Origin of the sequence: Microbacterium sp. cf332 (assembly GCF_900102175.1) — a bacterium.
GTDB lineage: Bacteria > Actinomycetota > Actinomycetes > Actinomycetales > Microbacteriaceae > Microbacterium.
The window spans coordinates 470,187-484,334 of the sequence record NZ_FNKN01000002.1 but is presented as its reverse complement, the minus strand read 5'-3'; the positions used below and the strand labels follow the sequence as shown (position 1 = coordinate 484,334).

Here is a 14,148-nt window from a genome sequence, read left to right as displayed (position 1 = left end):
CGCGAGGGTCCGGCTCTGCCGCCCGGCTCAGCCGAGGAGCGGTCGCTGACGGCGCCGCTCGAGCTCGTACTCGGCGCGGGCGCGCACGGTCGACTCGAGCGTCGCGTGCGCGGCGACCGGCACGTCCCACCAGCCCTCGCCGTCCGGCGCGTACCGCAGCGGGTCGGCGTCGACGTGGATCAGAGTCGTCGTCGGCGACGCCTTGGCCGCGCGAACGGCCGCACGGAGCGCGTCGGCGGCGTCGGGGCCCGGCGGCACCTCGATGACGTCGACGCCGTAGGAGCGGGCGTTCGCGGCGAGATCGATCGGCACGTGACGAGCTGCCGCGGCGCCCTCCGGTGCACCGTCGGCCATGCGGTAGGCGGTACCGAACCTGTCGGAACCCACCGTCTCGGAGAGGTGCCCGATCGAGGCGTACCCGTGGTTCTGCACCAGGACGACGATGATCTTGAGCCCCTCCGCCACCGCGGTGACGAGCTCGGTGTGCAGCATCAGGTACGAGCCGTCGCCGACCATCACCAGCACGTCGCGGTCGGGGGCGCCCCGACGGACGCCGAGGCCGCCGGCGATCTCGTAGCCCATCGTCGAGAACGCGTACTCGACGTGATAGCCGAGCGGGTCACGCACCCGCCACAGCTTGTGGAGGTCGCCCGGCAGCGATCCCGCCGCCTGGACGAGCACGTCGGTGGGGTCGCTCGCGGCGTTCACCGCACCGATGATCTCGGCCTGGGCGAGCAGGGGAGCGCCGGTCGGGGCGACCGCGCTCTCGACCACGGACACCCATTCGGCCTTCTCCGCCGCGATGCGCTGCGCGTACGCCGGGTCGACCGAGTGCCCCGCGAGCGCGTCGGAGAGCGCGTCGAGCGTGCGGCGCGCATCGGCGACGATCGGCAGCTGCGTGCCGTGCTTGTATGCGTCGAAGGCGGCGACGTTGATGTTGACGAAGCGCACGCCCGCCCGTCGGAAGGCGCTGCGGCTGGCGGTGGTGAAGTCGCTGTACCGGGTGCCGACGCCGATGACGACATCGGCATCTGCCGCGATACGGTTCGACGCGGTCGATCCGGTCGCGCCCACACCGCCGAGGTATCGAGGGTGGTCCGACACGAGGGAGCCGACTCCCGCCTGCGTCGCGCCCACCGGGATGCCGGTCTGCTCGACGAGCGTGCGGAGCGCGTCCTCGGCGCCCGAGTAGAGCACTCCTCCGCCGGCCACGATGAACGGCGACCGCGCACCGCGGATCACCGCCACCGCGCGCGCCAGCTCCTCGGGTTCGGGCAGCGGCCGGCGCACGTGCCACTCGCGCGGCTGCAGGAACTCGACGGGCACGTCGATCGTCTCGGCCTGCACGTCCTCCGGCAGCGCGATCGTCACGGCCCCCGTCTCGGCCGGGTCGGTCAGCACCCGGAGGGCGGCGAGTGCGATCGAGAAGAGCTGCTCGGGCCGCTGCACGCGATCGAAGAAGCGCGACACCGGCCGGAAGGCGTCGGTGACCTGCAGGCCGGTGTCGTGCGGGTGCTCGAGCTGCTGCAGGACCGGATCGGCGACGCGTGTCGCGAAGGTGTCGGACGGCAGGAGCAGGACGGGCAACCGGTTCGCGGTCGCGAGGGCGGCGCCCGTCAGCATGTTCGCGGCCCCGGGCCCGACCGACGCGGCGGCGGCGTAGGTGGCGCGCCGGCGGTGCATCCGGGCGTAGCCGACGGCCTGGTGCACCATCGCCTGCTCGTTGCGCGCCTGGTGGTACGGCATCAGACCCGGCTGGTCCGTGTGCAGCTGCAGCAGCGCCTGCCCGATCCCGGCCACGTTGCCGTGGCCGAAGATGCCGAAGGTGCCCGCGATGGTGCGCTCCCGGATGTCGCCGTCGACAGTCCACTGGTTCGCGAGGAAGGTCATGAGCGCCTGCGCGACCGTCATCGTGCGGGTACGCGACGCGTCGGACGCGGGGGTCGGGGTGTCGGGGATCATGCGTGGGTCTCCTGGGCCGAGAAGGGCAGGCGGCTGTCGGGGCGCTGGTCGTCCCACGACGAGCGGACCCAACCGTGCGCGGGGTCGTCGGTGATGCGCCAGGCGCGTTCGACCCCCGGACCCGCCATGACGTTGAGGTAGTAGAGGTCGTAGCCGGGGGCGGCCACGGCCGGGCCGTGGTAGCCGTACGGCACGAGGGCGATGTCGCCCGTCTGCACGCGCGCCGCCGTGTCGATCGGCCGGTCGTCCGACGCGTAGGCCGCGAACATCCCGAACGGACGCACCCCGCGCGGGGCGTCGGCACCCCGTGCTGCGGCGGACTCGAAGTAGTAGATCTCCTCGAGCTCGCTCTCATGCGGCGTCTGCGCGTCGTGCTTGTGCGGCGGGTACGACGACCAGTTCTCGGCGGGCGTGATGACCTCGCAGACGATGAGCTTCTGCGCGGCGAGGGCCCCCGGCACGCCGAAGTTGTGCACCTGACGCGTCGAGCGGCCGGCGCCGCGGATCTCGACGGGCACCTCGTCGCGGCCCAGGTACGCGCCCGGCAGGGATGCGGTGGCGGGAGCCTCGGCGACCGCCACGCGCCCGATCCCCTCGATGCGGACCGCCGTGTCGACACCGACGTAGCAGGCGTCGGTGGGACCGTCGAAGACCGAGGCCCGTCCCGACAGCTCCCACCGGTCGGCCCCCGCGCTGACGGTGAACGATCCCGCCAGCGGCACCACCATCCGCTCGACCGCGCCGGCCGGCAGGACGACGTCGCCGTCGAGCTCCGCGACCCGGAGCCCGGTGTGCGTCCATCCGGGGAGGGCATCGTCGACGACGCTCAGCCACGGCCCGTCGGCGAGCGTGCCGCGGGGGAACAGCCAGGTGTTCGTGGTCATGTCGCCGGGGTCCTCGTCGGTCAGTTCTGGGGGAAGCCCAGGTCGACGCCGCCGTGGCTGGGGTCGAGCCAGCGCGCGGTGACGGCCTTCTGCTGCGTGAAGAACTTCACGCCCTCGGCTCCGTGCGCCTTCGTGTCGCCGAACAGCGACTGACCCCAACCGCCGAACGAGAAGGTCGCGACCGGCACCGGGATCGGCACGTTGATACCGATCATGCCGACCTGCACCTCGTTCTGGAACCGCCGCGCCGCGCCGCCGTCGTTGGTGAAGATCGCGGTGCCGTTGCCGAACTCGCCCCCGTTGATGAGGGCGACCCCCTCGTCGTACGACGCGACGCGCACGACCGAGAGCACGGGACCGAAGATCTCCTCGGTGTAGACGCGCGACGAGGTCGGCACCCGGTCGATCAGAGTCGGGCCGAGCCAGAACCCGTTCGCATCGCCGTCGGGCCGCACGTCGCGGCCGTCGACCACGACATCCGCGCCGTCGGCGACGGCGACGTCGATGTACGACGCGACCTTGTCGCGGTGCTGCTTCGTCACCAGCGGCCCCATGTCGCACGAGCGGCGGCCGTCGCCGACGGTGAGTCCGGCGATGCGCTGCGCCACCCGGGCGATGAGGGCGTCGGCGACGGGCTCCACGGCGACCACGACCGAGATCGCCATGCACCGCTCCCCGGCCGACCCGAAGCCGGCGTTGACGGCCGAGTCCGCGACGAGGTCGAGATCGGCGTCGGGCAGCACGAGCATGTGATTCTTCGCACCGCCGAGGGCCTGCACCCGCTTGCCGTGCTTCGCCGCGGTCTCGTAGATGTACTGCGCGATCGGCGTCGAGCCGACGAACGAGATGGAGCGCACGTCGGGGTGCTCGAGCAGGCCGTCGACCGCGACCTTATCGCCGTGCAGCACGGTGAATACCCCGTCCGGCAGTCCGGCCTCCGCGAAGAGCTCGGCGATCCACACCGCCGCCGACGGATCCTTCTCGCTCGGCTTGAGGACGACGGTGTTCCCGGCTGCGATGGCGATCGGGAAGAACCACATCGGCACCATCGCCGGGAAGTTGAACGGCGAGATGATGCCGACGACGCCGAGCGGCTGGCGCAGCGAGTAGACGTCGACGCCCGTCGACACGTTCTCCGAGAACTCCCCCTTGAGGTGGTGCGCGAGACCGGTGGCGAACTCGACGACCTCCTGGCCGCGGCTGATCTCGCCCAGCGCGTCCGACAGCACCTTGCCGTGCTCGGCGGTGATGATCTCGGCGAGCTCGCCCTTGCGGGAGTCGAGCAGGTCGCGGAAGCGGAACATGATCGCCTGCCTGCGGGCCAGCGACAGGTCGCGCCACGCTGGATAGGCGGCCTTCGCCGCTGCGACCGCCGCCTCGACGTCGGCGTCGTCGGCCAGCACGACCTTCTTCGTGACGATGCCGCGCGCGGGATCGAAGACGTCGCCGAACCGCGTCGACGACCCGGTGACGGCAGCCCCGGCGATCCAATGCGGGATGACGGGCAGGGTGTCGGCCTCGGTGGCGGTGCCCGCCGGCTCGGTCGTGGTCGTCATGGTCTCTCCTGGGGGTCTTTCACGGGTGCCGGGCGATGGCGCCCGCGTGGACGAGGCCGGCGGCGATGTCGACGGCTGCGGAGACGTCGTCGTCGTCGGGGTAGAGCAGCGTGCGTCCGACCACGAGCCCCCGCATCCCGGGCAGGGCGAGGGCGTCCTGCCACGAGGCGAACGTCTCGTCCGGACCCGTGGACGGGTCGCCCCCCAGCAGGAGGGTCGGCAGAGTGGATGCCTCGGCGACCCGTTCCATCTCGGCGACGACGGGCAGCTTGAGCCAGCTGTAAGCCGAGGTGTTCCCCAGGCCGGTGGCGATGGCGACCGATTTGATGACCGCGTCGGCCGTCAGATCGCTGCAGACCCGGCCGCCATCGCGGAAGCTCATGAACGGCTCGAGCATGATCGGGATCCGCGCCTGCGCGGACGCGGTCACCGCGGCGGCGCTCGCCTCGAGCGTCGGCGCCGTGCCCGGGTCGTCGAGGTTGATGCGAACGAGGAGCTTGCCGAGATCGATGCCGTCGCGCGCGAGTCCCGGCACGTCGTAGGCCGTGAAGCGGTCGTCCATCTCGAAGGCGGCGCCCTGCAGCCCACCCCGGTTCATCGACCCGACGACGACCTTGTCGTCGAGCGCCCCGAGCAGGGCCAGGTCCTCGATGATGTCGGGAGTGCCGAGCACGCCGTCGACGCCGGGGCGCCGCAGTGCGACGACGAGACGTTCGAGCAGCTCGACCCGGCTCGCCATCGCCGTCTTCCGCGCTCCGACACCGAGCGCACCGCGCGCGGGGTGGTCCGCGGCGACGATGAACAGCCGCCCGTCGCCGTCGAGCAGCGAGCGCCGCGAACGCGTGCGCATCGCCTGGGCGACGCGATCGGGTTCCTCGGCGCGGATGCGGCGCAGTTCGTCGAGATCAAACACGCGCCGCCGCCTCATCCATGAGCCGCTCGACCTCGGCCGCGTCGGGCATCGCCGTCGAGCACTCCCGCTTGCCGGCGACGATCGCGCCGGCCGCATTCGCCCATCTCATGGTCTGCTCCAGATCCCAGCCCGCGAGCAGACCGTGGCAGAGGGCGCCGCCGAACGCGTCGCCGGCACCGAGCCCGTTGACGACGTCGACGGCGAACGGCGCGACCTCGACCCGCTGGTCGCGGGTCTTGGCGATGACACCGCGGGGTCCCTGCTTCACGATCGCCACCTGGACGCCGCGCTCGAGAAGAGCGTCGGCCGCGCGGTCGGGGTCGGTCTCGCCGACGGCGATCTCGCACTCCTCGCGGTTGCCGACCGCGACCGTCACGTGTTCGAGCGCGAGCGCGACCTGGGCTCGGGCCGCCTCGGCTCCCTCCCAGAACATGGGCCGGTAGTCGAGGTCGAGGACCGTCAGCGGGCTCCGCTCGCGAGCCCGCCAGGCGGCGAAGTGGGCGGCGCGACTCGGCTCGCGGCTGAGGCCGGTGACGGTGGACCAGAAGAGGCGCGCGTCGCGCACCGCGTCGAGGTCGACATCGCCGGGCTCGACCACGAGATCGGGCGCGATCGGCTCACGGTAGAAGTAGAGGGGGAAGTGGTCGGGCGGGAAGATCTCGCAGAACGTCACCGGGGTGTTCAGCTGCGGGACGACGTCGACGAAGCGATCGGACACGCCGAGTCGCAGCAGCTCGCGACGCACATAGCGGCCGAAGGGGTCGGCGCCGGTGCGGGTGATCAGAGCGGCGCTCCGGCCGTACCGCGCCGCGGCGACGGCGACGTTGGCCGCGGACCCGCCGAGGTATTTACCGAATGTGGCGACGTCCTCCAAGGCCGTCGCGTCCTGAAGCGGATACAGATCGACACCCGCTCGGCCGATGGCGAGGACGTCGAGCGGTGCGGTGACTGCGGGGGAGCTCATGTCAGGGCGATCCTCTTCGATCGGAAGGACGGAGCGGGCGACGAGCACGGGCCCGGCTCCATACTTTGTACTTACAAATGGACAGCCTAGGGGGTGGCGGTCTGTTTTCCAATCATTCGTCTCAGCCCCGGCTCAGATCGGTCGAACTAACTTGCACACCAGTGTGCAGCTTTGTATCATCGACGGGTGACCGACACCGTCTCCCCCCGTCGTCCCCGGAAGGATGCCGCCGCCAACCGCGCCGGACTGCTCTCCGCCGCGGCGCGCACGCTCGCCCTCGACCCGAGCGCGTCCGTCGACACCATCGCCCGCGCCGCCGGCCTCAGCCGCCGCGCACTGTACGGACACTTCGACGATCGTGACGCGCTGGTCCGCGAACTCGTCGCGTCCGGCGCGCAGCGATTCAACGCCATCGCGACCGATCCCGGCCTGCGGCTCGAGATCGAGCCGGCGCCCGTCGTCCTCGCCCGCCTCACCGGGCGCCTCTGGGGCGAGGCATCCCACGTGCAGGTCGCCGCGGCCGTGGCGCTCGACGAGCGCCACGTCGAAGACTCCGCGGCGGCGCTCGCGCCCCTCCGTCGGGCACTCATGGACCTCGTCCGGCGCGGCCAGGACGAGGAGAGCCTGCGCACCGACGTCGCCGCGCCGACGCTCGCCCGGCTCGTCGAAGAGACGGCGCGCACGGTCATCGTGCGCCTCGACGCCTCGTCGCCCGAGGCGCGGTCGCTCGTCGTCCGCGCCGTGCTCTCGATCGCGGGACTCTCGTGGCGCGAGGCCGACGCACTCATCGCCGCCCACCCCGACGTCGTGGCGGCGTCGTGATGCGGGTCGAACTGCGCGCGGTCGCGAAGGGCCGGCGCGACCTCGCGCTGCCGCCCACGACGCTCGCGTTCCGGTCGGGTCGGGCCACCCTCGCCATCGCCGAGACCGAGCAGCGCCCGACGGTGCTCGGTCTCATCGCGAGCGGGCGGATGCGGCCCGACGCCGGCACCGTGACCCTCGACGGCGCCCGCGCCACCCGCAGCCTGCGTCGCAGGGCCGCGCTCATCGACGCGCCGGACGTCAGCGATGCGCCTCCGAACATCTCGACCGTCGGGATCGTCGGTGAGGAGCTGATGTTCGCCGGCCGCCCCGCCGATCCGATCTCCGCCCGACGCTGGCTCGACGAGCACGACCTCCGCGCCTTCTCGCGCGTGCCGATCGGCGACGTGCCCGCGACCGACCGCATCCGGATGCTGCTCGAGCTCGCGGTCCTGCGACCCGGCGTCGACGGTCTCGTCCTCGTCTCCCCCGACCGGCACGGCGGCGACCCCCGTGCCTGGTGGGGGCTCGCCCAGGAGTTCGCCGGTCGCGGCTACGCCGTGCTCGTGATCGCCGGCCAAGCGGCCGCGAACCTCCTCACCGAATCCGACCCCTCCGCGCCGCACCGTCGGCCGCTGCCCAGCGGCATCCGGCTGCGGGGCACCCGCTCGAAAGCCGCCCGATGAAGATCCCCGCCCTGATCAGCGCCGAGCTGCGCCGCCTGACCGCCACCCGCATGTCGGTGATCGCGCTCATCGCGCTCATGCTCGTCCCCGTGCTCTACGGCGGCCTCTATCTGTGGGCCAACCAGGACCCGTACGGCAAGTTCGCCGACATCCCGGTGGCCCTCGTCGACCTCGACCAGGGCGCGCCCGCGAGCGACGGCGAGGGCACCGTCGACTACGGCTCGCAGGTGGCCGATCAGCTGACCGACGGCGGAGCCTTCGGCTGGCAGCGGATGGATGCCGCACAGGCACGCGAGGCGCTGCGCACGGGCGACGTCGACTTCTCCGTCACGCTGCCCGAGGACTTCTCCCTCGCGCTGACCAGTGCCGCCGGAGACGACCCCCGGCAGGCGACGCTGGTGCTCGCGACGAACGACGCAAACAACTACCTCGCCTCCTCGATCGGCACGCAGGCCGTGGAGCGCATCCGCAGCTCGGTGGCCGAGCTCGTCGGTCGCGAGGCGGCGTCGCGCCTGCTCACCGGCATCGCCGACATCCGCGTGCAACTGCAGGACGCGACCGACGGCGCGAACCAGCTCGTCGACGGCGCGGGTCAGGCCCTCGACGGCGCGAACCAGCTGGCCGACGGCACCGGTCGGCTCTCGAGCGGCGCGGCGCAGCTGCGTGACGGCGCCGGCAGTCTCGCCTCCGGCGCGTCGCAGCTCGCCGACGGCACGCGAACCCTCGCACAGGGGTCGTCGGACCTCGCCGCGGGGGCGGCGCAGGTCTCAGGCGGCACCGCCGAGATCGCCGGATACGCCGATCGCGCCCGCACCGCCGTCGACGAGGCCGCAGGCCAGCTGCCCCAGGTGCGTTCGGACATCGCCGCCTTGCTCGCCGACCGCGGACTCGACCAGACGGAGATCGACGACGTGCTCGCACGCCTCGATCCCATCGGCGATCGCCTGCAGTCGGGCGCGACGCGCGTCGACGACGCCGTGGGGCAGATCGATCGCCTCGCCGCGGGCGCGGCGCAGGTCAGTTCGGGCGCCGCGCAGCTCGCCACGGGCGCGGCGCAGGCGGCCGACGGCGCGGCATCCGTGTCGGCGGGCGCTGGGCAGCTCGCCACGGCGACCCGTGATGCCGCCGACGGCGCCGCACAGCTCGACGACGGAGCCCATCAGCTCGCGTCCGGTCTCGGCACCCTCGACGGCGGACTTGTGACGCTGCGCGACGGGCTCAGCTCCGGAGTCGCGCAGCTGCCCGATTCGACGCCCGAGCTGCGCGATCAGCAGGCGCAGACGATCGCCGACCCGGTCTCGGTCGACTCGGGCAATCTCGCCAAGGCCGGAGACTACGGAGCCGGTCTCGCTCCTTTCTTCGCCGCCCTCGCGGGGTGGATCGGCATCTACGCGCTGTTCCTCATCGTCAAGCCGATCTCGCGCCGCGCGGTCACGGCGCTGCGATCGCCCGTGCGGGTGACGCTCGCCGGCTGGCTGACCCCGGCCATGCTCGGCAGCGTCGGCATGGTGGTCCTGTTCGGCGTGCTCTCGTTCGCGCTCGGGTTCGACTTCTCGAGTCCCGTCGGCACGCTCGGGATGCTGCTCACCGCGTCGTTCACCTACGCCGCGATCATCCTCGCGCTCAACGTGTGGCTGGGATCGGTCGGCCAGTTCGTCGGACTCGTGCTGATGGTGCTGCAGCTCGTGACCGCGGGCGGCACATTCCCGTGGCAGACGCTGCCGGCACCGCTGGCGGCCCTCCATCACGTGCTGCCGATGGGCTACGTCGTCGACGGCATGCGCCAATGGATGTACGGCGGCGACCTCAGCCGCGTCACCCTCGACCTCGCCGTGCTGTTCACCTGGATGGCCGGCGCGCTCATCCTCGCCGCGATCGGCGTGGCCCGCATGACCCACCGCCGCACCCTGCGCGACCTGCAGCCGAGCCTCATCGGCTAGCCTGCCGCGTCCGTCCCGCCGCCGGGTCGGGTGCGGAGTCGGGCGATGCGGGCGTCGAGTTCGTCGAGCTCGTCCTCGACGCGGCGTCGCTCGCCCGGGCTGAAGCGACGCACCTGCAGGGAGAGGACGGCATCGGCGGCGACCGGGCCCAGGTCGAACGCCTCCTGCACCGCGACCCGAAGATCGGTCGATTCGCCCGACGACGCCTCGCAGAGGTCGATCAGGTCGTGCAGACGGCCGAGGACGATGACATAGGCGGCGAGGATCTCGCGGCGATCGAGTGCGTTCTTCAGCTCATCCACGCCGCCACCCTAGCTCCGCCCATCGGGCCTATGCCGATCTGCCGGGCCGGGCGAACTGCGCCGGGGTCGTCCCGAGCACGCGTCGGAAGTGCCGCGTGAGATGCGCCTGGTCGTGGAAACCCGCTGCGGCGGCCGCGGTCGCGGCGCTGGAGCCGTCGACGAGCAGGCGACGCGCGACGTCGACCCGGCGTGCGACCGCGTACCGATGCGGAGGGATGCCGTAGGACGAGGCGAAGGCGCGAGAGAGGTGGCTCGGATGCGCATTCAGCAGACGACCCGCCTCGGCCAGGGTCACGCCCTCGACCAGGCGCGCCTCGAGCAGGTCACGGAGGCGGTGCGCGAGCGGACCGTCCCGCACCGACCCGACATCGCCGGGTGACGACACGAGGCGCGCGATGGCGACCAGCGCCGACTCGGCCGCGAGCTCATCGCCCGGGGTCGCGAGCGCACGGTGGGCGGCGCGGGTGATGCGCAACAGGTCGGGTCGGGTCGGCTGATCGACGACGGCACCCGCCGTCCCTCCGGCGAGCCACCCGGCGTCGAGATAGGCGACGCGCTTGCGGAACCCGGGACTGCGCGGAGCCGCTCGGCCGTCGTGGGCGATTCCCGGCGGCAACAGGGTCACGGCGGCGGCGTCGGCGATACGGGGCCGGCCCCCCAGACCGTATGCCACGGCCCCCGCGTCGACGAGCATCAGCGCCCACTCGCCGTGCGCGTGCGGGGGGTAGGCGTGATCGGTCATCCGCGCGTGAAGCACCTCGCGTACCCCCGGAACCACGGGGTGCCACGCGCGGAGGTCCGCGACGGGGCGAGCGCTCGACATGCAAGAAACGTACAAGACGCCGCGGCGGCCGGACGCGACGCTGGGGTGATGACCGAGCCCGTGCGCTTCCCGACCCGTATCGTCCTCGTCCTGCGCGAGGACCTGGAGCCCTGGCAGGTGAGCAACGTCTCCGCCTTCCTCGCGAGCGGCATCGCGGCACGCGAGCTCATGGGCGAGCCCTACGCCGATGCAGACGGGGTCGAGTACCTGCCCCTGCTCGGCCAGCCGATCATCGTGCTGCAGGGCGATCGGCCGACGCTGGGCGAGGTGCGGCGCCGAGCCGTCGAACGCGAACTGCGGGTGGCCGTGTACGACCGCGGGATGTTCACGACCGGGGACGATGCGTCGAATCGGCAGGTCGTCGCGGCGTCGACCGGCGCCGACCTCGACCTCGTCGGCGTCGCCGTCCACGGCCCGAAGAACGCCGTGGACCGCATCCTCAAAGGCATCCCGCGGCACCGGTGACGGCCGAGCGAGCGCTAGATTCGCCGCATGGACATCACAGCCGTCACCGTCGGCATCCCCGTGCGTGACCTGATCGCCGCCACAGCCTGGTACCGAGCGGCGCTCGACCTCGACGAACCCGACCTGGAGCCCCTGGAGGGTCTCGTCGAGTTCGACCTCGGCCGCGTCTGGCTGCAGCTCGCCCGCGATCCCGAGCACGCCGGCAGCGCCGGGGTGTCGGTCAACCTCAGCGTCACCGACGCCGCGGCCGAGCACGCCCGGTTCGCCGGCCTCGGTCTCGACGTCTCCGACATCCAGCGTTTCGAGGGCGTCGTGGAGTTCTTCGAGTTGACCGATCCCGACGGCAACAAGCTCGGATTCGTCACCGAACTCTCCTGACGCGCGGTCGATGTCGCGCGCATCCGATCCTGATCGCGAAGGAAAAGCCTGGCCAGGGGGCCCATATGGCCGGCCGGACGGTTATCCTCGGTTGACGTTTCGAACGAGGACCCCATGCGAACCCATCTCCGGATGCCGCCCGCCGCGGCCGCTCTTCTCGCGATGGCGGTCGCCCTCGGGGCGGTCGTCTCGGTGACCGGCAGCGCCCATGCCGCCGAGCCGCGAGGCGCTGCGGCGTCCGCGGCCGCACCGACGCCCGGCCCGAACCCGCTCGCCCGCGGCGCCGCCCTGCCGACGTACTCGGCGGCGGCCGTCGCAGCGGCGGATGCCCGCGCGAAGGGTCGCGCCGCGGTCGCCGACGCCATCGACGTCATCGCGCGCACGCCCACCGCCACCTGGCTCGGCGAGTGGTACAGCGACGCCGAGCTCGTTCGCGTGCTCAAGGCCGAGACCGCCGCGGCGAAGAAGCAGAAGAAGGTCGCGACCTTCGTCATGTACGCCATCCCGGCTCGCGACTGCGCCGCCCATTCGCAGGGCGGCCTCACCCCGACGCGGTACCGAGCGTGGACGAAGCTCATCGCCGACACCCTGCGCGGCACCGGCTCGGCCGTGATCGTCGAGCCCGACGCGCTCGCGATGCTCGGCGACTGCACGGGCCAGGGCCCGCGCACGACACTCATCCGGGATGCCGTATCGGCGCTGACCGCATCCGGTGTCGCCGCATACATCGACGCCGGGAACGCCAACTGGGTGCCGCCCGAGACGATGGCCCAGCGCCTGCGCGACGCCGGCGTGCTGAACGGCCGCGGATTCGCGACGAACGTCTCCAACTTCTCGCGCACCGCGACGGAGCAGCAGTACGCCGAGCGGCTGCGCACCCTCCTCGGCGGCACGCCCCGCTACGTCATCGACACTTCGCGCAACGGCCGCGGGTGGCAGGGCGACTGGTGCAACCCCTCCGGCGTCGGTCTCGGCACGACACCGCGGGCCGGAGCATCGGGCTCGGCACTCGACGCGCTGCTGTGGATCAAGCGTCCCGGCGAGAGCGACGGCGTGTGCAACGGCGGGCCGGCCGCGGGCAGCTGGTACGAGAAAGCCGCGCTCGAGCTGGTGCGCAACCGCGTCCGTTGAGCGGGCCGGGGTGCCTCACGCGGCGCCCCAGGTGATGGCGATGACGGTGACATCATCCTCCTGCTCGGTGCGGGTGGCGCGCGCGACGAGCTCGGCGACGATGGTCTCGATGTCGTCCTGGCCGTCGATGAACTCGCGGTAGCGGTCGATCGAGTCGAGTGAGCCGCCGAACAGATCGAGCACGCCGTCGCTGACGCTGATGACGCTGTCTCCCGGCTGGAGCGCGACCTCGGAGCTCGTCCAGTTGCTGCCCACTCCGATCGGGAGGTGTCCTGATCGGAGGAAGACGCTCGTGCCGTCGGTGCTGCGGACGACCGTGAGCCCGTGGCCGGCATCGACCCACCGCAATGTGCCGTCGAGGCTGATGCGGGCGTGGAAGCAGGTGGTGAACTGCGCTCCGATCGCGGCGGTGGGACCGGTGTCGAGGCCGACGGCAGCGCGACGCAGGGCGGTGGCGGGGTCGGGCTCGTCGACGCTGCTGCGGATGACGGTGCGGACGGCCGCGGCGATCATCCCGGGTCCGACGCCCTTGCCCATGACGTCGCCGAGGGTGAACGCCGTGCCGCCGTCGGGCGTGGCGTACCAGTCGTAGAAGTCTCCGCCCACCGTTCGCGCGGGCACGCAGGCACCGGCCACCCGGAAACGGGCCGGCAGCGACGAGCCGTCGACGGGTTGCAGCGAACGCTGTACGACGGCCGCCTGCGACACCTCCGCCTCGGCGAGGCGCCGGTGCCACTGCGACGTCGTCAGCTTCTGCAGCGAACGCCGCGAGAGCTCGTTCACGACCGCGCCCGCCGCAGCGTAGACCAGCACGGCGATGACCAGTCGCACCGTCTCGCTCACCGTGATGCCGTGCCCGGCGACGAGCACCATCGGCAGCAGTAGCGTCACGCACGTTCCGGCGAGGGGGACCAGGATCCGCCACCGCCCGGGACCGGCGGCGATCCAGATGACGGGCAGCACGATGATCGCGAGGAACACGGACTGGGTGTCGCCCGTGCCGAATCGCAGGAGTCCGACGGCGATGAAGTCGCCGATCGGGATGACGATCTCGGCGCGCCGGAGCCCCGGCGACCTCACCATGAGCCCGGCCACGAGCAGCAGCGCGACCGCGAGCGCAGCGCCCTGCCACATCCGAGACGCATCGGTCACGGCGAGCCAGGGCATCGCGGCACTCGCGATGGCTGCGCCGACCACGAAGGCGGCGATGATCGCCTGCCGCGCGAACGGCTCCCACGACTTGCGCGCCGACGCCAGGATCACCGGTGCGGTGTCGTGAACCGCGGCCCGGGTGTCAGGAGGGGCGGATGTCATGACTCCAGTCAATCGGACGATGGGCGGAG

General features: G+C 72.3%; 14 protein-coding genes. 6 read left to right on the top strand and 8 right to left on the bottom strand.

All coding sequences use genetic code 11. From position 1 onward, the window contains the following. Window positions 1-27: 27 nt before the first annotated feature. Genes iolD through iolC form a run of 5 tightly spaced genes read right to left on the bottom strand, consistent with a single transcriptional unit; the run spans window position 28 to window position 6,279 of the window. The gene (iolD, locus tag BLT21_RS09400) at window positions 28-1,962 is read right to left on the bottom strand and encodes a 3D-(3,5/4)-trihydroxycyclohexane-1,2-dione acylhydrolase (decyclizing) (RefSeq protein WP_256336008.1); all 1,935 of its coding nucleotides are present in this window, start codon (window positions 1,960-1,962) and stop codon (window positions 28-30) included. Beyond that, on the bottom strand, window positions 1,959-2,846 hold the full coding sequence (gene iolB / locus BLT21_RS09395; RefSeq protein ID WP_091501363.1) for a 5-deoxy-glucuronate isomerase: 888 nt from the start codon (window positions 2,844-2,846) through the stop codon (window positions 1,959-1,961). The genes iolD and iolB overlap by 4 nt, the downstream gene beginning before the upstream one ends. 20 nt (window positions 2,847-2,866) lie before the next feature. After that, window positions 2,867-4,402 (bottom strand): CoA-acylating methylmalonate-semialdehyde dehydrogenase, encoded by a 1,536-nt coding sequence (locus tag BLT21_RS09390; protein ID WP_091501361.1) that lies wholly within the window; start codon window positions 4,400-4,402, stop codon window positions 2,867-2,869. Window positions 4,403-4,421: 19 nt separating this feature from the next. Beyond that, window positions 4,422-5,330: a Cgl0159 family (beta/alpha)8-fold protein gene (locus BLT21_RS09385; protein WP_091501359.1), complete on the bottom strand. Its 909-nt coding sequence runs from the start codon at window positions 5,328-5,330 to the stop codon at window positions 4,422-4,424. Continuing rightward, complete coding sequence (iolC, locus tag BLT21_RS09380; protein WP_091502199.1) at window positions 5,308-6,279, bottom strand: 5-dehydro-2-deoxygluconokinase; 972 nt, start codon at window positions 6,277-6,279, stop codon at window positions 5,308-5,310. Before iolC ends, BLT21_RS09385 begins: the two co-directional genes overlap by 23 nt. Window positions 6,280-6,465: 186 nt before the next feature. Here iolC and BLT21_RS09375 point away from each other — a divergent pair, with 186 nt between their 5' ends. The 3 genes from BLT21_RS09375 to BLT21_RS09365 are packed head-to-tail and all read left to right on the top strand — an operon-like array spanning window position 6,466 to window position 9,706. Then, window positions 6,466-7,101: a TetR/AcrR family transcriptional regulator gene (locus BLT21_RS09375; RefSeq protein WP_091501357.1), complete on the top strand. Its 636-nt coding sequence runs from the start codon at window positions 6,466-6,468 to the stop codon at window positions 7,099-7,101. Next, window positions 7,101-7,766 (top strand): hypothetical protein, encoded by a 666-nt coding sequence (locus tag BLT21_RS09370; RefSeq protein ID WP_091501355.1) that lies wholly within the window; start codon window positions 7,101-7,103, stop codon window positions 7,764-7,766. The genes BLT21_RS09375 and BLT21_RS09370 overlap by 1 nt, the downstream gene beginning before the upstream one ends. After that, window positions 7,763-9,706, top strand: a complete 1,944-nt coding sequence (locus tag BLT21_RS09365; RefSeq protein WP_091501353.1) for a YhgE/Pip domain-containing protein — start codon at window positions 7,763-7,765, stop codon at window positions 9,704-9,706. The genes BLT21_RS09370 and BLT21_RS09365 overlap by 4 nt, the downstream gene beginning before the upstream one ends. Here BLT21_RS09365 and BLT21_RS09360 read toward each other — a convergent pair. Further along, on the bottom strand, window positions 9,703-10,008 hold the full coding sequence (locus BLT21_RS09360) for a hypothetical protein (RefSeq protein ID WP_091501351.1): 306 nt from the start codon (window positions 10,006-10,008) through the stop codon (window positions 9,703-9,705). The two genes, BLT21_RS09365 and BLT21_RS09360, sit on opposite strands and share 4 nt — an antisense overlap. A gap of 28 nt (window positions 10,009-10,036) precedes the next feature. Beyond that, window positions 10,037-10,831: a helix-turn-helix domain-containing protein gene (locus BLT21_RS09355; RefSeq protein ID WP_091501349.1), complete on the bottom strand. Its 795-nt coding sequence runs from the start codon at window positions 10,829-10,831 to the stop codon at window positions 10,037-10,039. 48 nt (window positions 10,832-10,879) lie between these two features. Between BLT21_RS09355 and BLT21_RS09350 the strand changes: the two genes are divergently transcribed. The 3 genes from BLT21_RS09350 (at window position 10,880) to BLT21_RS09340 (ending at window position 12,805) form a co-directional block, all read left to right on the top strand. Beyond that, the gene (locus BLT21_RS09350) at window positions 10,880-11,296 is read left to right on the top strand and encodes a DUF2000 domain-containing protein (protein WP_176786861.1); all 417 of its coding nucleotides are present in this window, start codon (window positions 10,880-10,882) and stop codon (window positions 11,294-11,296) included. A gap of 27 nt (window positions 11,297-11,323) precedes the next feature. Beyond that, window positions 11,324-11,674: a VOC family protein gene (locus BLT21_RS09345; protein ID WP_091501344.1), complete on the top strand. Its 351-nt coding sequence runs from the start codon at window positions 11,324-11,326 to the stop codon at window positions 11,672-11,674. A 114-nt stretch (window positions 11,675-11,788) separates the two neighbouring features. Beyond that, a complete protein-coding gene (locus BLT21_RS09340; protein WP_091501342.1) occupies window positions 11,789-12,805 on the top strand; it encodes a glycoside hydrolase family 6 protein in 1,017 nt (338 codons plus the stop codon). Between the two features lie 15 nt (window positions 12,806-12,820). On the opposite strand, the gene BLT21_RS09335 is transcribed toward BLT21_RS09340, so the two are convergent. Then, on the bottom strand, window positions 12,821-14,119 hold the full coding sequence (locus tag BLT21_RS09335) for a PP2C family protein-serine/threonine phosphatase (protein WP_091501339.1): 1,299 nt from the start codon (window positions 14,117-14,119) through the stop codon (window positions 12,821-12,823). Window positions 14,120-14,148 lie beyond the last annotated feature (29 nt).

Coding starts and splice junctions, on each gene's coding strand:
- BLT21_RS09370 (WP_091501355.1), top strand. CDS start 7,101: ATGCGGGTCGAACTGCGCGCGGTCGCGAAGGGCCGGCGCGACCTCGCG.
- BLT21_RS09385 (WP_091501359.1), bottom strand. CDS start 5,330: ATGAGGCGGCGGCGCGTGTTTGATCTCGACGAACTGCGCCGCATCCGC.
- iolC (WP_091502199.1), bottom strand. CDS start 6,279: ATGAGCTCCCCCGCAGTCACCGCACCGCTCGACGTCCTCGCCATCGGC.
- BLT21_RS09355 (WP_091501349.1), bottom strand. CDS start 10,831: ATGTCGAGCGCTCGCCCCGTCGCGGACCTCCGCGCGTGGCACCCCGTG.
- BLT21_RS09345 (WP_091501344.1), top strand. CDS start 11,324: ATGGACATCACAGCCGTCACCGTCGGCATCCCCGTGCGTGACCTGATC.
- BLT21_RS09390 (WP_091501361.1), bottom strand. CDS start 4,402: ATGACGACCACGACCGAGCCGGCGGGCACCGCCACCGAGGCCGACACC.
- iolB (WP_091501363.1), bottom strand. CDS start 2,846: ATGACCACGAACACCTGGCTGTTCCCCCGCGGCACGCTCGCCGACGGG.
- BLT21_RS09365 (WP_091501353.1), top strand. CDS start 7,763: ATGAAGATCCCCGCCCTGATCAGCGCCGAGCTGCGCCGCCTGACCGCC.
- iolD (WP_256336008.1), bottom strand. CDS start 1,962: ATGATCCCCGACACCCCGACCCCCGCGTCCGACGCGTCGCGTACCCGC.
- BLT21_RS09340 (WP_091501342.1), top strand. CDS start 11,789: ATGCGAACCCATCTCCGGATGCCGCCCGCCGCGGCCGCTCTTCTCGCG.
- BLT21_RS09335 (WP_091501339.1), bottom strand. CDS start 14,119: ATGACATCCGCCCCTCCTGACACCCGGGCCGCGGTTCACGACACCGCA.
- BLT21_RS09350 (WP_176786861.1), top strand. CDS start 10,880: ATGACCGAGCCCGTGCGCTTCCCGACCCGTATCGTCCTCGTCCTGCGC.